Annotated in this window: 16 protein-coding genes, 4 pseudogenes and 1 riboswitch; of the genes and pseudogenes, 12 read left to right on the top strand and 8 right to left on the bottom strand. The window is 67.2% G+C overall.

What is annotated here, in order from left to right; all coding sequences use genetic code 11:
* The first annotated feature begins 13 nt into the window (after nucleotides 1–13).
* On the top strand, nucleotides 14–1,345 hold the full coding sequence (locus I2456_RS06115; RefSeq protein ID WP_085072755.1) for a PE family protein: 1,332 nt from the start codon (nucleotides 14–16) through the stop codon (nucleotides 1,343–1,345).
* Here I2456_RS06115 and I2456_RS06110 read toward each other — a convergent pair.
* Nucleotides 1,329–2,240 carry a sigma-70 family RNA polymerase sigma factor gene (locus I2456_RS06110; RefSeq protein WP_085072754.1) on the bottom strand — a complete coding sequence of 304 codons (912 nt, stop codon included), beginning with the start codon at nucleotides 2,238–2,240 and terminating at the stop codon, nucleotides 1,329–1,331. The genes I2456_RS06115 and I2456_RS06110 overlap by 17 nt on opposite strands.
* A gap of 141 nt (nucleotides 2,241–2,381) precedes the next feature.
* Between I2456_RS06110 and I2456_RS06105 the strand changes: the two genes are divergently transcribed.
* Nucleotides 2,382–3,704 (top strand): aspartate aminotransferase family protein, encoded by a 1,323-nt coding sequence (locus tag I2456_RS06105; protein ID WP_085072753.1) that lies wholly within the window; start codon nucleotides 2,382–2,384, stop codon nucleotides 3,702–3,704.
* Between the two features lie 3 nt (nucleotides 3,705–3,707).
* Here I2456_RS06105 and I2456_RS06100 read toward each other — a convergent pair whose 3' ends face one another.
* Both I2456_RS06100 and I2456_RS06095 read right to left on the bottom strand, forming a co-directional pair.
* The gene (locus I2456_RS06100) at nucleotides 3,708–5,945 is read right to left on the bottom strand and encodes a VIT domain-containing protein (RefSeq protein WP_085072752.1); all 2,238 of its coding nucleotides are present in this window, start codon (nucleotides 5,943–5,945) and stop codon (nucleotides 3,708–3,710) included.
* On the bottom strand, nucleotides 5,935–6,504 hold the full coding sequence (locus I2456_RS06095) for a MerR family transcriptional regulator (RefSeq protein WP_085072751.1): 570 nt from the start codon (nucleotides 6,502–6,504) through the stop codon (nucleotides 5,935–5,937). Before I2456_RS06095 ends, I2456_RS06100 begins: the two co-directional genes overlap by 11 nt.
* A 189-nt stretch (nucleotides 6,505–6,693) precedes the next feature.
* On the opposite strand from I2456_RS06095, the gene dacB1 reads away from it, so the two are divergent.
* The 3 genes from dacB1 to nagA are packed head-to-tail and all read left to right on the top strand — an operon-like array spanning nucleotide 6,694 to nucleotide 10,440.
* Entirely contained in the window at nucleotides 6,694–7,923 is a 1,230-nt protein-coding gene (gene dacB1, locus I2456_RS06090; RefSeq protein ID WP_068033642.1) for a D-alanyl-D-alanine carboxypeptidase DacB1, read from the top strand.
* A gap of 10 nt (nucleotides 7,924–7,933) precedes the next feature.
* Complete coding sequence (locus I2456_RS06085) at nucleotides 7,934–9,316, top strand: sugar porter family MFS transporter (protein WP_085072750.1); 1,383 nt, start codon at nucleotides 7,934–7,936, stop codon at nucleotides 9,314–9,316.
* Nucleotides 9,313–10,440 carry an N-acetylglucosamine-6-phosphate deacetylase gene (gene nagA, locus I2456_RS06080; protein ID WP_085072749.1) on the top strand — a complete coding sequence of 376 codons (1,128 nt, stop codon included), beginning with the start codon at nucleotides 9,313–9,315 and terminating at the stop codon, nucleotides 10,438–10,440. Before I2456_RS06085 ends, nagA begins: the two co-directional genes overlap by 4 nt.
* Here nagA and yhjD read toward each other — a convergent pair.
* Both yhjD and trpS read right to left on the bottom strand, forming a co-directional pair.
* Entirely contained in the window at nucleotides 10,437–11,465 is a 1,029-nt protein-coding gene (gene yhjD, locus I2456_RS06075) for an inner membrane protein YhjD (RefSeq protein WP_085072748.1), read from the bottom strand. The genes nagA and yhjD overlap by 4 nt on opposite strands.
* Nucleotides 11,462–12,505 carry a tryptophan--tRNA ligase gene (gene trpS / locus I2456_RS06070; protein WP_085072747.1) on the bottom strand — a complete coding sequence of 348 codons (1,044 nt, stop codon included), beginning with the start codon at nucleotides 12,503–12,505 and terminating at the stop codon, nucleotides 11,462–11,464. The genes yhjD and trpS overlap by 4 nt, the downstream gene beginning before the upstream one ends.
* A 146-nt stretch (nucleotides 12,506–12,651) precedes the next feature.
* Here trpS and I2456_RS06065 point away from each other — a divergent pair, with 146 nt between their 5' ends.
* A complete protein-coding gene (locus tag I2456_RS06065; protein ID WP_085072834.1) occupies nucleotides 12,652–13,452 on the top strand; it encodes an alpha/beta fold hydrolase in 801 nt (266 codons plus the stop codon).
* Here I2456_RS06065 and I2456_RS06060 read toward each other — a convergent pair.
* Nucleotides 13,445–14,116 (bottom strand): annotated as a pseudogene (locus tag I2456_RS06060) (NADP-dependent isocitrate dehydrogenase); the annotation flags it as partial. The gene I2456_RS06065 and the pseudogene I2456_RS06060 overlap by 8 nt on opposite strands.
* Nucleotides 14,117–14,164: 48 nt before the next feature.
* On the opposite strand from I2456_RS06060, the pseudogene I2456_RS06055 reads away from it, so the two are divergent.
* The 3 genes and pseudogenes from I2456_RS06055 to I2456_RS06045 form a co-directional block, all read left to right on the top strand.
* A pseudogene (locus I2456_RS06055) lies at nucleotides 14,165–14,959 on the top strand (IS30 family transposase); the annotation flags it as partial.
* A gap of 612 nt (nucleotides 14,960–15,571) precedes the next feature.
* Complete coding sequence (gene ltrA, locus I2456_RS06050; protein ID WP_033711551.1) at nucleotides 15,572–17,026, top strand: group II intron reverse transcriptase/maturase; 1,455 nt, start codon at nucleotides 15,572–15,574, stop codon at nucleotides 17,024–17,026.
* A 130-nt stretch (nucleotides 17,027–17,156) separates the two neighbouring features.
* Nucleotides 17,157–17,609, top strand: a pseudogene (locus I2456_RS06045) (IS30 family transposase); the annotation flags it as partial.
* 9 nt (nucleotides 17,610–17,618) lie between these two features.
* On the opposite strand, the pseudogene I2456_RS06040 reads toward I2456_RS06045, so the two are convergent.
* Nucleotides 17,619–18,176: pseudogene (locus I2456_RS06040) on the bottom strand (isocitrate/isopropylmalate family dehydrogenase); the annotation flags it as partial.
* 54 nt (nucleotides 18,177–18,230) lie between these two features.
* Nucleotides 18,231–18,350, top strand: a riboswitch (SAM riboswitch).
* Between the two features lie 40 nt (nucleotides 18,351–18,390).
* On the opposite strand from I2456_RS06040, the gene I2456_RS06035 reads away from it, so the two are divergent.
* From I2456_RS06035 to I2456_RS06025, 3 genes are read left to right on the top strand one after another with little or no spacing between them, the layout of a single operon-like run.
* A complete protein-coding gene (locus I2456_RS06035; protein WP_085073763.1) occupies nucleotides 18,391–19,755 on the top strand; it encodes a bifunctional o-acetylhomoserine/o-acetylserine sulfhydrylase in 1,365 nt (454 codons plus the stop codon).
* An 11-nt stretch (nucleotides 19,756–19,766) separates the two neighbouring features.
* Nucleotides 19,767–20,900, top strand: a complete 1,134-nt coding sequence (gene metX / locus I2456_RS06030) for a homoserine O-acetyltransferase MetX (protein ID WP_085073762.1) — start codon at nucleotides 19,767–19,769, stop codon at nucleotides 20,898–20,900.
* Nucleotides 20,897–21,631: a class I SAM-dependent methyltransferase gene (locus I2456_RS06025; protein ID WP_085073772.1), complete on the top strand. Its 735-nt coding sequence runs from the start codon at nucleotides 20,897–20,899 to the stop codon at nucleotides 21,629–21,631. Before metX ends, I2456_RS06025 begins: the two co-directional genes overlap by 4 nt.
* Nucleotides 21,632–21,638: 7 nt before the next feature.
* On the opposite strand, the gene I2456_RS06020 is transcribed toward I2456_RS06025, so the two are convergent.
* Nucleotides 21,639–23,003: an HNH endonuclease signature motif containing protein gene (locus I2456_RS06020; protein ID WP_085073761.1), complete on the bottom strand. Its 1,365-nt coding sequence runs from the start codon at nucleotides 23,001–23,003 to the stop codon at nucleotides 21,639–21,641.
* Between the last annotated feature and the right edge of the window lie 80 nt (nucleotides 23,004–23,083).

Here is a 23,083-nt window from a genome sequence, read left to right as displayed (position 1 = left end):
TTGGGAGCCGCTGATGTCGTCATACCTGATCGCGGTACCCGACGCGCTTGCCGTCGCGTCGGGTGACCTGACCGTGATCCGGGAGGCGGTCACCGAGTCCGCCGCTGCCGCGGCGCATTCCACGACCGGGATTGCCGCGGCGGCGGCCGACGAGGTGTCTACGGCTATCGCCAAGCACTTCGGCAGCTTCGCCGAGGAGTTTCAGACGCTGACCGCCCAGGCAGCCCACTTCCACGCCGAATTCGTGCGTGCTTTGGACGCGGCCGCGACCGCCTATGTGGGCGCCGAGGCCGCGAACCTGGCGACGCTGGGCGCGTTGCTCAACTCGGCAACCAACGCCGTGGGGTTGGGCGGAGTGCTGAATTTCCCGTCCACGGTGGCCCTCGCCCCCGCCACCAATGGGGTGAGCGGGGTCAGGGTCGGGTTCTCCTTCCTGCAGATCCCGGTCGGGCCAACCTCCTTCCTGGGCTTCACGATTCCGCAATTCAGCTACCCCGCCCCGGCATTCTGGTATTTCCCGACACAGGCCGGCGGGACGGTGAACGCCACCGGCACCGTCTATCTGCAGCACGGCTTCGGTGCATTCGGTTTGCTCTACCAGCCGCTGGCCATCGAACTCGCGCAGCAGACCAACAGCGTCGTGGTCACTCCGACCATCCCGTCGATTCCGTTGCCGTTGGGCCTCTGGCTGAACAGTCCCGAGATGCAACAGGGCGTGGCCTCGTTGTTCTTGGGTCCGCAAACGAACTTGAACCTCAGCGCACACCAGGCCGGTTACCAGGGCACCCTGCCGCAGGATTTCGTCCTGTCCGGACACTCCGCAGGCGGTGGCCTGGCCAGCGTTGCCGCGGGCAATTACCTCGCGGACCTCGGCGCCGCCACCAACCACCTCAAGGGCGTGGTGATGTTCGACGGGGTGGCCGGCAATGCCGCGGCCTTCGGGGGCGCGATAGCCCATCTGCAAGCGGCGGATATCCCGGTGTACACGGTGGCTGCGATGCCCCAGCCGTGGAATGCGTTCGGCGCCACCACGAATCAACTGACCAGTCTGTATCCGAACCAATTCGTCGGGGCCGAGATCGTCGGCGGCTCGCACGTCGATTCGATGCTGGGCTTGAACCCCGTCACCGATCTCATCCTGCAGTTGGTCACCGGGTTCTCTCCGCCCGGCGCCACCTCGGCCGTGTACACACTGTCGACCGGCTGGATCAACGACCTCTACGCCGGGTACGGCCCGACCAGTCCCTTCCACTACGGCATCTACGGGCCCACCGGTGACTACGTGCCCCCGGGCGGTCAGCAGATTTTTCTCGGCCCGACGGCCGCCATCATTCTGCCGACATGACGCGCAGCGGCGAACCGGTGAACTTCTCCGGGTTGGCGATATCCCACAGCGCGACCACCTTCCCGTCGCGCACCGTCATCGCGGTGACGCGCGGCGCCATCTCGCGGTTGCCGCCGCTAGCGGGGAAGCCGGTGGTGTAGGCACCCAGCTCGCCGTTGACCAGGGCCAGGTGATTGGCGGTGTAGAAGCCGTCGCCGTAGCGCCGTGCCAGACCCATCATGAACCGGACCACCTTGTCCACCCCGTGGATGACCTGAACGGCGGTCGGCGCCTTGCCATTCGAATCGCCGGTGAAGGTCACGTCGGGGTGCAGCAGCGACACCACGGTGTCCAGGTCACCGACGGCCATGGCGGCCATCAGCTTGCCGACCACCTCGGCGTGCGCCGGGTCCGGCTCGGGCGGCGGCGCCGCCGCGACGGCTTTGCGGGCCCGCGACGCCAGTTGGCGCGCGGATGCTTCGTTGGTGCCCAGCACCTCGGCCACTTCGGCGAACGGCACCGCGAAGCCGTCGTGCAGCACGAAGGCCACCCGCTGGTCGGGACTAAGCCGCTCCAGCACCACCATCGCGGCGAAGCGGGCGTCCTCCCCGGCTACCACGGCCGACAGCGGGTCGTCCCCGCCGAAACCGGTGACGACCGGTTCGGGCAACCAGTTGCCGGTATAGGTTTCCCGCCGGTGCGCCGCCGAGCGCAACTTGTCCAGACCCAGCCGGCTCACCACCGTGGTCAACCAGGCGCGCAGGTCGTTGATCGCCCCGTCGTGGGTGTTCCACCGCAGCCAGGCTTCCTGGACGATGTCCTCGGCGTCGGCCACCGTCCCGGTGAGCCGGTAGGCGACCGACATGAGGTGGGGGCGCAGCGCCTCGAACTCTGAGACCTGTTGCGCAACGGCCATAGTCAGAGCCTAGCTTGGCAGCGGGTAAGAAGCCGGGCCGGCCAGCAAAGCCGGCGGCCCGTAAGCGGCCCGACGGCACGCGGCCTGCTCCGAGGGGGCGGCTCTGTTATGTTCTAAGGACCGGTCCCTAACATCGGATGAATGCGCAATCTCTGGCTGCACTTCGCCCAGCACGGCAACGGCATCACCCCACCCGTCATCACCCGGGGCGAAGGCGTCACCATCTTCGACGATCAGGGCAAGAGCTACCTCGACGCGCTGTCCGGGTTGTTCGTGGTCCAAGTCGGTTACGGCAGAAAAGAACTCGCCGAGGCCGCCGCCCGGCAGGCCGAAACGCTCGCGTTCTTCCCGCTGTGGGGCAACACCACCCCGCCGGCCATCGAACTTTCCGAGCGGCTGGCGCACTACGCCCCGGCCGACCTCAATCGCGTGTTCTTCACCAACGGCGGCACCGAGGCCGTCGAGACCGCTTGGAAGGTGGCCAAGCAGTACTTCAAGCTGATGGGCAAACCCAACAAGTACAAGGTGATCTCGCGCGCCATCGCCTATCACGGCACCACGCAGGGCGCACTGGCGATCACCGGCCTGCCGGCCTACAAGGCGGCGTTCGAGCCGGTGGCGCCGGGCGGTTTCCGGGTGCCCAACACCAACTTCTACCGCGCACCCGAACCGTACGAAACCGACGCCAAGGCGTTCGGCCAGTGGGCGGCCAACCGGATCGCCGAGGCCATCGAGTTCGAAGGGCCCGACACCGTCGCGGCGGTATTCCTGGAGCCGGTGCAAAACGCCGGCGGCTCCATCCCGCCACCCCCGGGCTACTTCGAACGGGTCCGCGAAATCTGCGACGAGTACGACGTGCTGCTGGTTTCCGACGAGGTCATCTGTGCGTTCGGCCGGATCGGTTCGATGTTCGCCTGTGACGACTTCGGTTACCTGCCGGACATGATCACCTGCGCCAAGGGCATGACGTCGGGCTACGCACCCCTGGGCGCGATGATCGCCAGCGACCGCGTGTTCGAACCGTTCAACGACGGCAAAACCACGTTCCGCCATGGCTATACGTTCGGCGGCCACCCGGTATCGGCTGCCGTCGCGCTGGCCAATCTGGACATCTTCGAACGCGAGGGCCTCACCGACCACGTCAAGCAGAACTCCCCCGCGCTGCGCGCGACCCTCGAGAAGCTCTACGACCTGCCGATCGTCGGCGACGTCCGGGGCGAGGGCTTCTTCTTCGGCGTGGAACTGGTCAAGGATCAGGCGACCAAGCAAACGTTCACCGATGAAGAACGCGCGTCTGTGCTCGGCGAGGTGTCGGCGAAGTTGTTCGACGCCGGGCTGTATTGCCGCACCGACGACCGCGGCGATTCGGTCATCCAACTCGCCCCGCCACTGGTGTGCGGCCAATCCGAGTTCGACGCGATCGAATCGATCCTGCGCGGCGTGCTGAGCGACATCAAGTACTGAGCCCTACGTCCAGAAGCGCGAGAACTTGCCGCGGCGCGACGCTTTCAAGGTTCGCCTGACCTCCGCCACAGCCGCGCGAACCGTCCGCGCACCCGATTCCGTTGGGCTGCACAGGTACCGGGTCAGCGCATCACACAACGCGGTCAGCGCCGCCGCCAGCGCCGGACCGGATGCCTGATCCCGGTGGCCGATCAGCTCGTCGCACACCGCGTCGAGTCCTGACTCGTCGCCGCCGATCTGCCGCTCCACCCGCGTCAGCAAGTTCGTCAGCGACCGCTTCGGGGCCGCCCCGCGGGTAGGCGCCGGCACCGCGGGCACACTGGCCAAGCTGAACACCGACTGGCCCGCGGGTGCCGGCATGAAGCCGACCGGGGCGGCCCAGCCGGCGGGTGGTTCGACGGGCTGCATGATTTCGGTGAGCGGACCGGCGGCGGTTCGTTCCGGGTCGACCGCCACGAACGCGGTGAACCGGGACAGGACGCCGAACCGGATGGAATGGGCTACCAGGCGGGCGGCCAACTCCTCATCGGGATAACCCGATGCGTATTCGTCTTCCAAGTCGCGCACCACCGACCGTGCCCAAATAGTCTGCACCGCAACGGCATCGGGAGCGACACGCGCCGGCAGAACGGTGCTGAGAGCGTCGGCGTCGACATGGAACCTCGCGCCCGCACCGCCTCCGCGGTAACGTCCGGTGACGACCCACGGCACCCCGGCGAACGCGTCGGGCAACTTGGCGGGAGTTGTTGTGCCGTTGACCAATTCGACGCCGTCGGCGCGAACCCGCAGTCCGGTCAGCGAGGGCCGCCCGATGGTGCGCGCCAACCGCCCCATCACCTGGTCCAGCCGTTCCTCGGACTCGACCAACTCGGCCCGTCCGCGGCCCAGCCGCGCCAACCGTTCCAGGAATCCGGCGTTGACGGCCTGATCGATTCCGACGCAATAGATCCGGGTTTGTCCGATCACCGGCGCCAGCGTCTGCAGCAGGTGATCCTCGCCGGTGATCTGGCCATCGGTCACCAACACCACGCTGGCCTGCCGCTGCCCACCCGAGGCGGCGAGCAATTCGACGGCCTGGCGCAGCGGTTCGGCCATGGCGGTGCCGCCCCGGCCGGCAAGCGCGCCCAACCACGACGCGGCCGCGAACCGGTTGCGGTCCGATCCTTCGACCAGGCCGGCGGAAAGCGCCGGGGGCGTGTCGATCCGGTCGTCGAATGCCAGCACGCAGAACCGGTCCGCGCTGCCCAGCATGTCCACGATCCGGCCTGCCGCGCGACGCGCGGCGACCATCTTCCAGCCGCGCATCGACCCGGAACGGTCCAGTACCACGACGACATCCCTTGGCGCACTTGATGTTTCGGCGGGAGGCAGCAGCGTCACCGACCAGGTGCCGGTTTCCCCGTCGGCGTCCGGGACCAGCACCGCCGAGGACGCCAAGTCGTTCCCGTCGAGGGAGAACCGCAGAAGGAGGTCGCGATCGGCGCGGACACCCGGTTCGAGGCGCAATCTGATCAGCTCGTCGGGCGAATCCAGCACGGTCGTGGGCAGCGAGGCCCGCAGGCCGGACGCCCCGAGGCCGGCGTCGTCGACGGTCACCGAGACCTGCAAGTCGGGCCGCTCGTCAGCGTCGGTAAGGCGCGGCGGGGTCACCCGCGACGCGTCGGGCACGGCGTCGGTGTCGGCCGCGACGCCGCCGCCGGTTTGGTCGCCGGGCAGCGGGGTGCCGGTGGTGTAGCGCGGGGCGACCACCAGCGGGAAGCGGAAGGTGGCCTCGCCGTCTTCGAAGGCCAGCGGGCCGGTCAGCCGCATCTCGATGGTGGCCTCCTCCCCCGGACCCAAGTTGCCGACCCGCACCGAGAACACATCGGAGCGGTCCTCCTCGAGGATCGCCGCCCGTTGCCCCGCCGCCAATGCCTGTTCGTAGTCGGCGCGGGCCTGAGCGCGCTCCTTGAGCACACCCACCACCCGCCGCCCCGCCAGGTCGGCGACGAAGTCGGTCACCCCCGCGCGGTCCGGCAACGGAAAGACGTAGGTGGCTTCCACGCTGGTATCGCCGGTGTTGACGAACCGCTGCCGCACGGTGGAGGTGGCGGTCAAGCCGACGATGGCGGTCTCGACGCTCAACGCGCGCAGCGGCAACCGCTGCCCGTCGGTACCGGTCAGCTCGCCACACGTCGGCCCGCCCGCCGGTTGGCGACCCGCCGGCTCGTCGTTGATCAGGGGCAGTACGTCAGCGCCCATCGGTCGTCCTCTCGTTCAGCAGGGTGAGCAGCGGCGCGGCGGCGTGGCGCAGGGTCGCTAGATCGGGAAGCGGGCCGCCGTCGATGAGCAGCGTGACGGTGTCGGAGAGCCGGACGGCCTGCAACTGGGCGACAGCCGCCGGGCGAGCTTCGGGCGCAGCTTGCGGAACGGCCTGCCAGAATCGCCCGGCCGCGCGCGCCGGCGCCGGGTCACCTGGCACGTCGGCCAGGTCCGCAGGCAGCACGCCCGGCGGGATGGCGGCCAGCGACTCCAGCTCCTCGGCCGCCAGGGCGTCGAGGCGCTCGGCGATTTCGTCCAGCGAGAGGCCTTGTCCTTGCAACCTCTTGACGGCGACCAGACGCAACACGTGGGTGCGGCCGTAGGTCAGCGCCCGCCCTTTGGCGCCCGGGCGGGGCAGCAAACCGCGCGCGGTGTAGTACCGGATCATCCGCTCGGCCGGAATCGCTTTGGCCTGACGGTTATCGGGCGCGGCACCGGACGCTTGTACCGCCTTGGCGGCCAGCGCGGCGAACTCGGGCAAGGTCAACAGCGTCGGCATCGGTCAATCACCGCCGAACGTGTGGCCTACGTACGCGCCGAGGCCGGTTTCCATCCTTGAGGCCCACGCTCGACAACGCATACTGACAGTGTCACCACTGTAAGTGACACTGTCAAGTAATATTCTGCCCCACCAGTCACAGCGTGCCGATCGGCTATTGCCTGCCCGATCCCCTAATCTGCACAGACGATGCTGTTACAGAGTTTCTCCCTACGCGCCGCATCTTGCCTGGCTGCGGCGGCGTTTCTGGTCGCCGGACCGGCCGTCCCGGCCGCGCTGGCCGAGCCGAATGCGGAGGCCGCGGGAGCCGCGAATTGCCCCTATCGGGTCACCACACCGCCGGCGGTCGACTCCTCGGAAGTGCCCACGGCCGGCGACCCGCCGCAGCCGTTGGCGGTGCCGCCCACCCCGGTCGGCGGCAATGCGCTGAGCGGCTGCGGCATCATCGCGGCTCCGGACACCCCGCCGGTACCTGGCGACGTCTCGGCCGAAGCGTGGCTGGTGGCCGACCTGGACAGCGGCGCGGTCATCGCCGCGCGCGACCCGCACGGCCGGCACCGGCCCGCCAGCATCGTCAAGGTGCTGGTCGCCATGGCATCGATCAACGCGTTCAATCAGAACAAGACGGTCACCGGCACCGCCGACGACGCCGCCGCCGAGGGCACCAAGGTGGGCGTCGACGACGGCGGCGTCTACACCATCAACCAGCTGCTGCACGGCCTGCTGATGCACTCGGGCAACGACGCCGCGCACGCGCTGGCCATGCAGCTGGGCGGCATGCAGACCGCGCTGGAGAAGATCAACGTGCTGGCCGCCAAGCTCGGCGGCCGCGACACCCGGGTGGCGACGCCATCGGGGCTGGACGGGCCGGGCATGAGCACCTCGGCCTACGACATGGGCCTGTTCTACCGATATGCCTGGCAGAACCCGGTTTTCGCCGACATCGTCGCGACCAAGACCTTCGATTTCCCCGGCCACGGCGACCATCCCGGCTACCAGCTGGAGAACGACAACAAACTGCTCTACAACTACGCCGGCGCCCTGGGCGGAAAGACCGGATACACCGACGACGCCGGGCAGACCTTCGTCGGCGCGGCCAACCGCAACGGCCGGCGCCTGATGGCGGTACTGCTGCACGGCACGCGCCAGCCGATCGCGCCGTGGGAGCAGGCGGCGCACCTGCTCGACTACGGGTTCAGCACCGCGCAGGGCACCCAGATCGGTTCGCTGATCGAGCCCGACCCCTCGCTGGTCGCCAAGGCCAATCCCGCCGACCGGCAAGCCGGACCGCAGGCCATCGGACCTATCTCGTCGGCCGACGCGTTGCCGGTCCGGGTCGGCGTGGCGGTGATCGGCGCCGCGGTGGTCTTCGGATTGATGCTGGTCGCCCGCTCCATGAACCGGCGCCCGCAACACTAGACTCGGCCCGATGACTGCCCGGTCCGCGCAGCGCGGCTTGCTGGTCGGGCTCACCGCCGCCAGCGTCGGCGTCATCTACGGCTACGACCTGTCCAGCATCGCGGGCGCGCTGCTGTTCATTACCAAGGACTTCGGCCTGACCACCCGGCAGCAGGAACTCATCACCGCGATGGTGGTGATCGGGCAGATCGTGGGTGCGCTGGCCGCGGGCGCGCTGGCCAATGCCATCGGCCGCAAGAAGTCGATGGTGCTGATCACCATGGGCTATGCGGTGTTCGCGTTGCTGGGCGCGGTGTCGGTGTCGGTGCCGATGCTGCTGGCTGCCCGACTGTTGCTGGGCGTGACGATCGGCGTGTCAGTGGTGGTCGTCCCGGTGTACGTCGCGGAATCCGCGCCGGCCGCGGTGCGCGGTTCGCTGCTGACGGCCTATCAGGTGGCCACGGTCAGCGGCATCATCCTCGGGTACCTCACCGGTTACCTGTTGGCCGACTCCCAGAGCTGGCGGCTGACGCTGGGGCTGGCCGCCGTACCCGCCACCCTGCTGCTGCCGCTGTTGCTCCGCATGCCCGACACCGCCCGCTGGTATCTGCTCAAGGGCCGGCTCGACGACGCCCGCCAAGCCCTGTTGCGCATCGAGCCGGAAAGCACCGTCGACGCGGAGCTGGCCGAAATCGCCGGTGCGGCAAGCGAAGAGCAGAGCGGTCCGGGTGTCATCACCGAGATGCTGCGCCGTCCGTACCTGCGGGCCACCCTGTTCGTGGTCGCGCTCGGCTTCCTCATCCAGATCACCGGGATCAACGCGATCATCTACTACAGTCCACGGCTGTTCGCCGCCATGGGGTTTGAGGGCAACTTCGCGCTGCTGGCGCTACCGGCCCTGGTTCAACTCGCCGGGCTGGCCGCGGTGTTCGTCTCGATGCTGTCGGTCGACCGGTTGGGCCGCCGCCCAATCCTGTTGTCGGGCATCGCGATGATGGTCGTCGCGGACGTGGTACTGGTGGCCATCTTCGCCAAGAATCCCACCGGCGCTCACGGACTCATCTTCGGGTTCGGTGGTGTGCTGTTGTTCATCGTCGGCTTCGGCTTCGGGTTCGGTTCGCTGGTGTGGGTGTATGCCGGGGAGAGCTTTCCGTCGCGGCTGCGGTCGGTGGGGTCGAGTGTGATGCTGACGTCCAACTTGACCGCCAACGCCTTGATCGCCGGCTTCTTCCTCACGTTGCTGCAATTGCTGGGCGGCGCAGGCGTTTTCGCGTTGTTCGGCGCCTTTGCCGTAGTGGCGTTCGTGGTGGTGCACCGTTTTGCTCCAGAAACCAAGGGCCGCCAACTCGAGGACATCCGCCACTTCTGGGAGAACGGCGGGCGCTGGCCCCGAGAGCTCACCGAAACACCATGACCATCATCCGGGCGGGTGCCGTCGTGACACCTGGACAGGTGCACCGCCCAGGCTGGGTGCACATCCAGGACCGGCGCGTCCAGGCCTGCGGTGCCGGTAGGCCACCCGGACCACCCGACGTCGATATGCCGGACGGCGTTGTGGCACCCGGCTTTATCGACATGCACGTGCATGGTGGGGGTGGGGCGTCCTTCACCGACGGCCAGGTCGAGCAAGCCGCCGCGTTCCACCGCCGGCACGGGACCACCACCATGCTGGCCAGCCTGGTCACCGCCACGCCCGCGGAGCTGATCGCCGCCGTCGGCATACTCGCCGAGGCCACGCGCGCCGGCACCATCGCGGGCATCCATCTGGAAGGGCCGTGGCTGAGTCCCGCGCGCTGCGGCGCCCACGACCCCACCCGGATGCGTTCACCGGAGCCCGACGAAATCGACGCCGTGCTGACCGCCGCACACGGCAGTGTCCGGATGGTCACCGTGGCGCCCGAGCTGCCCGGCGCCAGCGCGGCGATCCGCCAACTGCGGGCCGCGAATGTCGTTGTGGCCGTCGGCCATACCGACGCCACCTACGAGCAGACCAAAGCCGCGATCGACCTGGGCGCCACGGTGGGCACCCACCTGTTCAACGCGATGCCGCCCCTGCACCACCGCCAACCGGGACCGGTGCTGGCGCTGCTGCAAGACCGGCGGGTCAGCGTCGAACTCATCGCCGACGGCGTGCACGTCCACCCCGAGGCAGCGCGCGCGGTGATCGCGGCCGTCGGCCCGGACCGGGTGGCACTGGTCACCGACGCGATCGCGGCCGCCGGCTGCGGTGACGGCTGCTACCGGTTGGGCGCGGTGCAGATCGAGGTGGAATCCGGTGTGGCGCGCGTGCAGGGCACCACGACGATCGCCGGCAGCACCGCGACCATGGACGGGCTGTTCCGCTTTGCCGCGGGTTCGAGGACCGACGCGGAATTGCTGGCCGCGGCGCAGATCACGTCGGCGACGCCGGCGCGTGCGCTCGGGCTGCCACGGGTGGGACGATTGGCGGCCGGGTTTGCCGCCAATCTTGTTGTGCTGCAGCACAATCTGCACGTCAGCGCCGTCATGACCAACGGCGCCTGGTCGGTCGCGCCCTAGCGCCGCCGCCGGGTCAGCCGAGAAAAAGTCAGCGCCCCGACCGCGCCGGCCGCCACCGCGGTCAAGGTCTGGCGCACACTGAGGCCTTCGTCGACCTGAATCCGCGGGCTGATGATCGCCGGGCCCGGCGGGTCGACGTGCTTGGCGCGCGGGTCCTCACCCGCGGCGGTGGCGGCCCAGGCGGCGGCGAACAGCACCAGGTAAGAGGTGACGTAGGCGAACACCATCAGCCCCAACACCGGACCGAACGTCGCGCCGGCGGGGCTGCGCAGCACCACCGCCAAGTAGACCGACCCCACCTGCTTGAACAGCTCGTAGCCGACGGCAACCAGCAACCCGGCCCGAACCGAGGTGACAATGCTGGCCGGGTCCCGCGGCAGCCGCGCGATCATCCAGGTGAACAACAACCAGGACACCAGCAGCGACACCAGGATCGAGACGATCCGGAAGATGAGGTCGAACACCGAAAACTCAGGTATGCCAAGCCAGGACAGCAGCGTCGCCATCGGGCGGGTGTGACCCAGCGCGCTGAGCGCAATGCTGGCCAGGATCACCACGAAGGAACTCACCATGGCCAGCAGGTCGGAGAGCTTGGTCCGCACGTATCCGGTCTCATTGTCGGACTGGTCCCACATTTCGCTCAACGCCGAACGCAGATGCGACATCCAGCCCAGCCCCGCCCACGCCGCGGTGGCCAGGCCGATGATGCCCACCGACGCCCGCGCGTCGATGGCGGAGTTCATCAGATCGACCAACTGGTTACCCAGCTCACCGGTCACCGCCGCCCTGATCCGGTCGTTGATCATCGTCACCGCCTGCGGACGGCGCGACAACGTGAACCCGACCACCGCGAAACTCACCATCAACAAAGGGAATAACGCGAAGATGGTGTAGTAGGAGATGCCCGCCGCGAAGAAGCCGCCCTGCCGGTCACTGAAGCGCTGGTAGGCGCGCCACACATGGTCCAACCACCCGTACCGGGCCCGCAGTCGATCGACGATCCCTGGCTGGGTGGGCTCACTCATGGCGCGGGTCTACCCGTTCGCGGCAGGAAACCAAGCCTGTCGTAGGCCCGCTGCAGGGTTTTGCTGGCTACCTCGTTGGCGCGCTGGGCGCCGGCGGCCAGCACCGCCTCCAACTCGGCGAGATCACCGGTCAACTCCTGCACGCGCGCCCGGATGGGGCTGACGTAGGAGACGACGGCTTCGGCGGTGTCCTTCTTCAGGTCGCCGTAGCCGCGACCGGCATAACCGGCGACCAGCGTGTCGATATCGACGCCGGTGACCGCCGACTGAATGGTCAACAGGTTCGATACCCCGGGCTTGGCTTCGACGTCGTAGCGGATCTCGCGCTCGCTGTCGGTCACCGCGGAGCGAATCTTCTTGGCCGATAACACCGGATCGTCGAGCAGGTTGATCAGTCCGGCGTCGGTACTGGCCGACTTGCTCATCTTCGACGTCGGGTCCTGCAGGTCGTAGATCTTGGCGGTGACCTTGGGGATGAGGACGTCGGGCACCACGAAGGTGTCCGGGAAGCGGCTGTTGAACCGCTGGGCGATGTCGCGCGCCAGCTCCAGGTGCTGGCGCTGGTCCTCCCCCACCGGCACCAGGTGCGTGTCATAGGCCAGCACGTCGGCGGCCTGCAGCACCGGGTAGGTGAACAGGCCCACCGTGGTGGAATCGGTGCCCTGCCGCGTCGACTTGTCCTTGAACTGCGTCATCCGCGACGCCTGTCCGAAGCCGGTGAAGCAGCCCAGCACCCAGGCCAACTCCGCGTGCGCCGGCACGTGGCTTTGCACGAAGACGGTGCTGCGGTTGGGGTCGATGCCCAGCGCCAGGTATTGCGCGGCGGTGATCAGGGTTCGGCGCCGCAGCGCTGCGGGGTCCTGCGGGACGGTGATCGCGTGCAGATCGACCACGCAGAAAAACGCGTCCCAGTCGTCGCGCCAGTCCTCTTGCAGCCGCACCCATTGGGCAACGGCACCCAGGGCGTTGCCCAGATGAAGTGAGTCAGAGGTTGGCTGCACGCCGGAGAAGATCCGGCCGGACCCGGTAGTGGTGCTCATGATGTCCCGATCTTTTCATGGCAGACCCGCCGATCACCGGTCAGCATTGGTTGCGGTACCGCCGGTACCACCTTGTAATGTCGGACGGCATGACGACTCGCGCACCGATCCACCTGGGGCCCAAGGACGGCTCCGGCGAACCGGTCCTGCTCCTGCACCCGTTCCTGATGTCGCAGACCGTGTGGGACGTCGTGGCCCAGCAACTCGCCGATACCGGCCGCTATGAGGTGTTCGCGCCGACCATGGCCGGCCACAACGGCGGACCGTACGCGGGCACCTGGTTGCTGAGTTCGGCGGTACTCGCCGACCACGTCGAGCGGCAAATGGATGAGCTGGGCTGGGAGACCGCCCACATCGTCGGCAATTCGCTCGGCGGCTGGGTCGCCTTCGAACTGGAACGGCGCGGGCGGGCGCGCAGCGTCACCGGTATCGCCGCGGCGGGCGGCTGGACCCGCTGGAGCTTGGTCAAGTTCGAGGTCATCGGCAAATTCATCGCCGGGATGCCGATCCTGTTGCTGGCCCGGTTGCTCGGCCAGCGCGCGCTGCGGCTGCCGTTCAGCCGCCGGCTGGCCACCCTGCCGTTGAGCGCGTCGCCCGACGGCGTCAGCGAGCGGGACCTGGTCGGGATCACCGAGGATGCCGCGCACTGCCCGGCCTACTTCCAGCTGCTGATCAAGGCGCTGCTGCAACCGGGGTTGCTGGAGTTGGCCGAAACCGCCGTACCGGCCCACGTGGTGCTCTGCGAGAAGGACCGGGTGGTGCCGCCGAGCCGGTTCGGCCGCCATTTCACCGACTTCCTGCCCAAGGACACCAAGGTCACCCGCCTCGACGGCGTCGGTCACGTGCCGATGTTCGAAGCGCCGGGGCGCGTCACCGAAGTGATCACCGAATTCCTGGAGCAGTGCGCCCAGCCGCAGATTCGGGTGGTCGACCCGCCGGCTAGTTAGCCAGCTCCTTCTCCAGGTTCTCGGCGATCGCCCCGAGGAACTCCTCGCTGTTGAGCCACGGTTGTTGCGGGCCGACCAGCAGCGCGAGGTCCTTGGTCATCTTGCCGCTTTCGACGGTGCCGACGACCACCTCCTCCAGCTGCTGCGCGAACGCACCGACCGCCGGTGTGCCGTCCAGCTTGCCGCGGTGTTGCAGCCCGCGCGTCCAGGCGAAGATCGACGCGATCGGGTTGGTCGACGTGGGCTTGCCGGCCTGGTACTGCCGGAAATGGCGGGTGACCGTGCCGTGCGCCGCTTCGGCTTCGACGGTCCTGCCGTCAGCGGTCATCAGCACCGACGTCATCAGCCCCAGCGACCCGTAGCCCTGCGCGACGGTGTCGGACTGCACGTCGCCGTCGTAGTTCTTGCAGGCCCACACGTAGCCGCCTTCCCACTTGAGGCAGGCGGCCACCATGTCGTCGATGAGGCGGTGTTCGTAGGTCAGCCCTTCGGCTTCGAACTTGTCCTTGAACTCCTCGTCGTAGATGCGCTGGAACTCGTCTTTGAACATGCCGTCGTAGGCCTTGAGGATGGTGTTCTTGGTGGATAGGTACACCGGCCATTTGGCGTTGAGCCCGTAGGCGAACGAGGCGCGGGCGAAGTCGCGGATGGAGTCCTTGAAGTTGCTTGGGTTCAGGGGGTAATTGCAACACTTCGTAGTAAGGAGTGTTCGGTGACGCGCCAATGGCAGGGGTTATCGGCTCGGCGTCGGTTCTGGGAGTTGATCGCTGCGGGATGGTCTTCAGAGGATGCCGGTGTTGCTGTCGGCGTGTCTGGAAGCTGCGGCTGGAGATGGTTTTGCAGATTTGGTGGCGTGAATCCACAACTGCAAGCGCCACAGGGGCGCAAGCGTCCGCGGCTGTCGCCTGAGGAGCGCGAACAGATCATGATCGGCACCTCACGAGGTGAGTCGATTCGCTTGATCGCTCATCGATTGAAGCGGGCGCCGTCAACGGTCATGCGCGAGATTGACCGAAACGGCGCTGCTCGCGGTCTGACCGGTCGCTATCGGGCTAAGTATCGGTTCGGGGCCCGCCAGTGCGGGTGGGATGCCACGTCGGGGTATTCGGCGCGGATCGCTCAACGCCGGAGCGAGGAACGGGCGCGCCGCCCGAAGGCCGGCAAGCTGACCCGCTGCCCGCAGTTGGCCGGCAAGGTGCAGGCATTGTTGACTAAGAAATACAGCCCGGAGCAGATCGCCGGCGAGCTAGCCAAGACCTATCCCGACAGCCCGGAGATGCACGTGTCCCACGAGACCATCTACCGAGCGCTTTACGTGCAAGGACGCGGTGAGTTACGCCGCGATCTGGTCACCTGCCTGCGCACCGGGCGCGCGCTGCGTCGACCCCGTAAGAGAGCTCGCGCAGGAGATGGTCGCAGCCGCATTCCGGGCATGGTCAACATCAGCGAGCGCCCCGCCGAGGCCGCCGACCGCGCCGTACCTGGGCATTGGGAGGGAGACCTCGTGCGCCACGAGGCGCTGTGTGACCGAGCGGAGGTGAGAGACCTGCGCCGTTGTGCTGTCGCAGCAGCGTAACGAAGCTGGGGGCAGCCTGGACCGGGAGACGCCGGCGAGGGTGGTAAGCAGCCCCGACAACGACGGGACAGGCCGGCACTACCGGATGGCCTGGGTCCGGCAAGCATGAGGAGAAGGTGTACGCGAGGAACCAGTGTTTTAACGCCTCTCAAGTCTCCCGCCAGCTCTAACCCGGTGGATTCGGGCTGGTCTGCGATGCGCACCAACACCACTGGCGTCTCGGTGTTGGGAACTCCGGCTGCGGTTTAGGTCGCTGCCGCTGGAGGCCACGGTGAATGCCTGCGGCGTAGCCGTGGCGATATCGCAGGGGCATAGCTGGGCACCTCCCTCCTCGAGCGGTCAGCAGTGAACGTGGGAACCATCGCGAGGCTCCCGTGTCGTCGTCCTCAGCCGAGGGCGCCGAATCCGGGTTGACGCGTCGTCTGTCGATGGCCACGCGGTGGGGCGGAGGGGCCGTAGTAGTCCGAGCGGGGGAAAGCCTCGTGCATGGCGAAGGGCCCCAGCGGAATTGATGCAGCGAACACGACACGAACGGAGGCACTGGTGAATACCGGTGAGCTGTCATGGCCCGATCCCGATCAGGCGGCATGGCAGGTACGACAGATGCAACGCAAGCTGCACCACTGGGCGGTCGAAGATTCCGACCGCCGCTTTGATGATGTGTTCAACCTCGTCCACCACCCGGACTTTCTCACCGTCGCGTGGGAACGGGTGCGGGGCAACAAGGGCGCACGCTCAGCCGGTGTCGACCGGCTGACTCCTGCGTCCATAACCGGAGATGCCGAGACGGTGGCGTTCCTGAGCCACGTTCGAACCGAACTGAAGGCACGGACATTTGCTCCACTTCCGGTGCGGGAGATACTCATTCCCAAACCAGGGAGCAGCAAACTCAGGCGGCTCGGTATTCCCACGGCGATGGACCGCACGGTTCAAGCGTCGTTGCTGTTGGTGTTGGAGCCGATCTTCGAGGCGGATTTCGAGCCGGTCAGTTACGGTTTCCGTCCCCGACGTCGCGCTCAGGACGCGATCGCCGAGATACATGCTTTGGGGACCCGGAACTATCACTGGGTCTTCGAGGCTGACATCGCGGCGTGTTTCGACGAACTGGCTCACTCCGCCATCATGGAACGAGTACGCACGCGGATCGTCGACAAGCGGGTCCTGGCCCTGATCAAGGCATTCCTGAAGGCGGGCATCATGTCTGGCGACGGAACGGTCAGGGAATCTGATACCGGCACACCCCAGGGTGGCATACTCTCACCGCTGCTGGCCAACATCGCTCTGACGGTGTTGGACGCACATTTCCGTGTGAAATGGGATGCCCATCGGACATCTCAGCGGCGAGATGCCCATCGCAAACGTGGCGGGGCCACCTATCGGATCGTCCGCTATGCCGACGATTTCGTGATCATGGTGGCCGGAACCAAAGCGCACGCGGACGCATTATGGGACGAAGTCGCGGATGTCATTGCCCCACTGGGGCTACGGCTATCCGTGGAGAAGACCCAGGTATGCCACCTCGACGAGGGGTTCGACTTTCTCGGATTCCGCATCCAGCGGCGCCGCAAGAAGGGCACGAACAAGGCAGCTGTCTACACCTACCCGTCGAAGAAGGCGCTGCTTTCGATCATGACGAAGGTGCGGGCGCTGACCAAGAAGGCACGTCATCATGGCCTTGCTGATCTCCTCGGACGCCTCAACCCGGTGCTCCGAGGATGGTGTGCGTATTTCCGTCACGGTGTGTCGAAGGCAACCTTCGGATACCTCGATTCCTTTGCCTGGCATCGGGTCACCCAGTGGCTGCTCAAACGGCACAAGCGGATCACGTGGGCGGAGCTCTACCGGCGGTTCCTGACCGGAAGGCCAGGCAATCGTCCGCAAGAGAATGGGATCGTCATGTTCGATACCACCACCGTTCCGATCACTCGGTATCGGTGGCGGGCGAGCAACATCCCCACACCGTGGACCAGCACAGCGGCGACCTCGGTCCCCGCATAACGGTGGCAGTCCGTGGAGCGCCGGATGCGACGAGAGTCGCACGTCCGGTGCGGAGGGCGGGCCGGGGAAACGGGCCAGGAGCAATCCCGGCACCGCGCCCCGGTCCGACCCCTACATCATCGGCAAGAACCAGGCCTCTCAGATAGGCACCCTAGTCGAGCGCTCCACTGGATTCGTGCAGCTGCTGCACCTACCCGCTAGCCGCCAGGCCGATGTGGTCGCCGAGGCCATGATCGCCAAAATCCAAGTCCTGCCACGAGATCTGTGGAAGACCCTAACCTGGGATCAAGGCCACGAAATGGCCGCTCACGGCCGTATCAGCCTTGCCGCTGACCTCGACATCTACTTCTGCGACCCACATTCACCCTGGCAACGCGGCAGCAACGAAAACACCAACGGCCTCTTGCGCCAATACTTTCCGAAGGGCACCGACTTATCAATCCACTCAGCTGCCTACCTCGACGAGGTTGCTGCCGAACTCAACAACCGGCCACGAAAGCGATTCGACTGGGACAGCCCCGCCAAGATGCTCGATCGGCTACTGTCGAGCGCGTCAACAGCCACTGTTGCAAGCAAACCTTGAATCCGCCTTGTACATGCCCATCACCACCCCGCCGTCCGGTGGGATGGACACCACTTCGTGCACCATGGGCTCGCTGCCGTCGGCGGGGGTGAAAGTCAGTGTGACGGTGCCCGGTTTGTCGACCTTGAAGTTGGTGGCCCGGTACTGATCGCCAAAAGCGTGGCGGCCGATGACAATCGGCTTGGTCCAGCCCGGAACCAGGCGCGGCACATTGGATATGACGATGGGCTCGCGGAAGATGGTGCCGCCGAGGATGTTTCGGATGGTGCCATTGGGTGATAGCCACATCTTCTTGAGGTTGAACTCCTGGACGCGCGCCTCGTCGGGGGTGATGGTCGCACATTTGACGCCCACGCCGTGTTTCTTGATCGCATAGGCGGCGTCGATGGTCACCTGGTCGTTGGTCCGGTCGCGGTGCTCGATGCCCAAGTCGTAGTAGTCCAGTTGGATGTCGAGGTGGGGCAGGATGAGCATCTCTTTGATGAGCTTCCAGATGACGCGGGTCATCTCGTCGCCGTCGAGCTCGACGACCGGGCCTTCGACCCTGATCTTGGGTGCGCTGGACACTCAGCCAGCCTACGTATTGGCGTCGAGTCGCGGCCATACGCTAGGCTGCGAATCGGTCATGAGCGCCAGCGTGAAGCCCCGGCTTGCTGGCCGGCAACCCTCCAACCGCGGTGGGGTGCCCCGGGTGATGACCAGGTTGAGTAGTCGCCACCGGCTACGCGGCAAGCGCGGGTCCGCGATGACGGGCCCCTGAGCCAGACAGGGGAATACATCCATGAGCACTGACGGCACCACCGATACCGATCCCACCGCGCATTGGTCGTTTGAAACCAAGCAGATTCACGCGGGACAGCACGCCGATACCGCCACCAACGCGCGGGCGCTGCCGATCTACCAGACCACCTCGTACACCTTCAACGACACCTCGCACGCCGCCGCGCTGTTCGGGCTGGAAGTGCCCGGCAACATCTACACCCGGATCGGCAACCCGACCACCGATGTGGTCGAGCAGCGGATCGCCGCGCTCGAAGGTGGGGTGGCGGGGCTGTTCCTGGCCTCCGGGCAGGCCGCCGAGACGTTCGCGATCTTGAACGTCGCCGGCGCCGGTGACCACATCGTGTCCAGCCCCCGCCTGTACGGCGGGACGTACAACTTGTTCCACTACTCGCTGGCCAAGCTCGGCATCGAGGTCAGCTTCGTCACCGATCCCGACGACGTGGAGTCGTGGCAGGCGGCGACGCGGCCGAACACCAAGGCGTTCTTCGCCGAGACGATCTCCAACCCGCAGATCGACGTGCTGGACACGCCGGCCGTCGCCGAGGTCGCCCACCGCAACGGCGTGCCGTTGATCGTCGACAACACCATCGCCACGCCGTATCTGATCCAGCCGCTGACCCAAGGCGCCGACGTGGTGGTCCATTCGGCCACCAAGTACCTGGGCGGGCACGGCGCCGCGATCGCCGGGGTGATCGTCGACGGCGGGACGTTCGACTGGACGCAGGGCCGCTTCCCCGGCTTCACCACTCCCGATCCCAGCTACCACGGCGTGGTCTACGCCGAGCTGGGACCGCCGGCGTATGCGCTGAAGGCGCGGGTGCAGCTGCTGCGCGACCTGGGTGCTGCGGCTTCGCCGTTCAACGCGTTCCTGGTGGCCCAAGGACTGGAGACGCTAAGCCTGCGGGTGGAGCGGCATGTGGCCAACGCGCAGCGGGTCGCCGAGTTCCTGGCCGACCGCGACGACGTGCTGTCGGTCAACTACGCCGGGCTGCCCAGTTCACCGTGGTACGAGCGGGGAAAGAAGTTGGCGCCCAAGGGAACCGGTGCGGTGCTGGCGTTCGAGCTGCCCGGCGGGGTCGAGGCCGGCAAGGCGTTCGTCAATGCGCTGCAGCTGCACAGCCACGTCGCCAACATCGGCGACGTGCGCTCGCTGGTGATCCACCCGGCCTCCACCACGCATGCCCAGCTCAGCCCCGCCGAGCAACTGGCCACCGGGGTCAGCCCCGGCCTGGTGCGGTTGGCCGTCGGCCTCGAGGGCATCGACGACATCCTGGCCGACCTGGAACTGGGCTTCGCCGCGGCGCGCAAGTATGGAGCCGACACGCCGGCCGCCGGGGACGCACAGGCCGTGGCGGCCTTCTGAGGAACCCGGCGATGACAATTTCCGACGTGCCTACTCAGATGCTGCCCGCCGAAGGCGAAGTCGGCGTGATCGACATCGGTTCGCTGCGCACCGAAAGCGGCGCGGTGATCGACGATGTGCACATCGCGGTGCAGCGCTGGGGCAAGTTGTCACCCGCGCGCGACAACGTGGTGATGGTGCTGCACGCGCTGACCGGGGATTCGCACATCACCGGACCAGCCGGACCCGGGCATCCCACCCCCGGCTGGTGGGACGGGGTGGCCGGGCCGGGTGCACCCATCGACACCGACCGCTGGTGTGCCGTGGCGACGAACGTGTTGGGCGGTTGCCGCGGCTCCACCGGACCCAGCTCGCTGGCCCGCGACGGAAAGCCTTGGGGCTCAAGGTTTCCGCTGGTGTCGGTGCGCGACCAAGTGGCGGCGGACATCGCCGCGCTGGCCGCCATGGGCATCACCGAGGTGGCCGCCGTCATCGGGGGCTCCATGGGCGGTGCCCGGGCGCTGGAATGGATGGTGGGCCACCCGGACCGGGTGCGGGCCGGGTTGTTGCTGGCGGTCGGTGCGCGCGCCACCGGTGACCAGATCGGCACGCAGACCACCCAGATCGCCGCCATCAAGGCCGACCCCAATTGGCAAGGCGGGGACTACTACGACACCGGGCGCTCCCCGGACGACGGGCTCAAGATCGCCCGCCGCATCGCGCACCTGACCTACCGCAGCGAGCTGGAACTCGACACCCGCTTCGCCAACGAGACCCAGCACGACGAGGACCCGGCAGCCGGAGGGCGCTATGCGGTGCAGAGCTACCTCGAGCATCAGGGCGACAAGCTGTTGTCCCGGTTCGACGCCGGCAGCTATGTGATCCTGACCGAGTCGCTCAACAGCCACGACGTGGGCCGCGGCCGCGGCGGTGTGCGCGCCGCGCTGAGCCAGTGCCCGGTTCCGGCGGTGGTCGGTGGCATCGATTCCGACCGGCTGTATCCGCTGCGCCTGCAGCAAGAGTTGGCCGAGCTGCTGCCGGGCTGCGGCGGCTTGCATGTCGTGGACTCCGTTTGCGGCCACGACGGTTTCCTGGTGGAGACGGACGCGGTGGGTGAATTGATCCGGGAGACTTTGCAATTGGCCGAAGGCGCGTGTCAGCGGTGACTCGTTCCCGGCGTGACCGCTCCCTGTCGTTCGGCTCGGCTGCGGCCGCCTACGAGCGGGGCCGCCCGTCATATCCGCCCGAGGCAATCGACTGGCTGTTGCCGCCGGCGGCGCACGATGTGCTCGATCTGGGCGCGGGGACGGGCAAGCTGACCACTCGGTTGGTCGAACGCGGCCTGGACGTGATCGCCGTCGACCCGGTTCCCGAGATGCTCGAAGTGCTGCGTGGTTCGCTGCCGCAGACCCGGGCGTTGCTGGGCACCGCCGAAGAAATCCCGTTGCCCGACAACAGCGTTGACGCCGTCCTGGTCGCCCAGGCGTGGCACTGGGTGGACCCGGCACGCGCGGTCCCCGAGGTGGCACGGGTGTTACGGCCGGGTGGCACGCTGGGGCTGGTGTGGAACACCCGCGACGAGCGACTCGGCTGGGTGCGCGAGTTGGGCGAGATCATCGGGCGCGACGGCGATCCGGTGCGCGACAAGGTGACTCTGCCCGAACCGTTCACCGACGTGTCTCGTCACCAGGTCGAGTGGACGAATTACGTGACGCCGCAGGCGTTGATCGACCTGGTCGCCTCGCGCAGCTACTGCATCACCTCGCCGGACGAGGTTCGCACCAAGACGCTGGACCGGGTGCGTCAGTTGCTTGCCACGCACCCGGCGCTGGCCAACGCCAATGGCCTTGCCATGCCCTACGTTACGGTGTGCGTGCGCGCGACCCTGGCCGAGTAGGGCGCCGCTATAACGGTTCGTCATCGCCGTCGCAGAGCAACTTCTCCGGGTGGTGGTAGCTATTGGTGCGCGGCTGGCCGTGCTCCAGGTGCGCGGGCGGGATCCATTCAGTGTCGCCCCGGCTGTTCTTGCGGGTGATGTAGCCCCGTTCGGCCAACGGGTGGTGGCCGCCGCACGCGAGGGTCAACTGGTTCACGTCGGTGGTCTGGCACTGCGCATACGGGATGACGTGATGCACCTCGCAGTAGTAGCCGTGGACGTCGCAGCCGGGTGATGTGCAGCCACGATCCTTGGCGTACAACACGATTCGCTGCCCAGGTGAGGCGAGCCGTTTGGTGTGGTACAGCGCCAGCGCCTCGCCGCCGTGATCGAAGATGGCGAGGTATTGATGCGCGTGGCGGGACAGGCGGATGACGTCGGACATCGGCAGCAGCGTCCCGCCGCCGGTAAGGCCTTTGCCCGCCGCGGCTTCGAGGTCTTTGAGCGTCGTGGTCACGATGATCGATGCCGGGAGTCCGTTGTGCTGGCCGAGGTCACCGCTGGCCAACAGCGCGCGGCAGGCGGCCACCAACCCGTCGTGGTTGCGTTGGGCCGCCGAGCGCATGTCGTGTCGGATCGCGTCTTCCGACGGCGTGCCTTGCACGCACGGTGTCTCGTCGAACGGGTTACACATGCCGGGTGCACCCAACTTGGCCAGCACCGCCTCGAGCGTGGCGCGGGCTTCGGGGGTCAGATAGCCACTCAGCCGCGACATCCCGTCGACGTCCTGCTTACCCAGGCTCACTCCGCGGCGGCGGGCGCGGTCGTCCTCGGTGTAGTCGCCGTCGGGGTGCAGGCAGTCCATCAGCCGTTCGGCCAGCTTGGCCAACTGGTCGGGCCGGTACTGCCCGGCCAATCGTGCGAGGTGGGCTTCGGCTTTCTCCTCAGTCTCGACGTCCACGTGGGCGGGCAGGCGCTTGAAGAAGTCGCGGATCACCCGCACGTGCTCGCCGCCAATGCGGCCGTCGCGCTGCCCCGCAGCGGTGGCGGTCAGTTGCGGCGCCAACACCTCTCCGGTCAATGCGCGGCGCTGCCCCAGATCCGCGGCTTCCCCGATCCGACGACTGGCCTCGGCGCGGGTGATCCGCAACCGGGACGCCAACGCATGGGGCAATCTGCCACCCAGCTCTTCCTCACTGGACTGCTCGACAAGCTGATTGATCAACTCGTGCCGGGCCGCGGGCAACCGACGCCACTCGTCTTCCTGCTTGGCCAGATACGTCAACCGCTCCGGAGTGGTCAACACGTCATAACTGAGCTCCAGCACCCGAGAAACCGAGTCGCGCAGCGCGGCATACACTTCGGCGATCTCCTCACGTGTACTCGAACTCATGCCTGGATTCTACGAATGGCCACCGACAAAAAACGAAGATGTGGTACCAAAGAAACCATTGTGACGCAACGGATTTGCGC

The sequence above is a fragment of the Mycobacterium kubicae genome (genome assembly GCF_015689175.1).
Lineage (GTDB): Bacteria > Actinomycetota > Actinomycetes > Mycobacteriales > Mycobacteriaceae > Mycobacterium > Mycobacterium kubicae.
The sequence above is the reverse complement of the archived record's forward strand: the minus strand, read 5'-3'. Positions and strand labels throughout refer to the sequence as shown.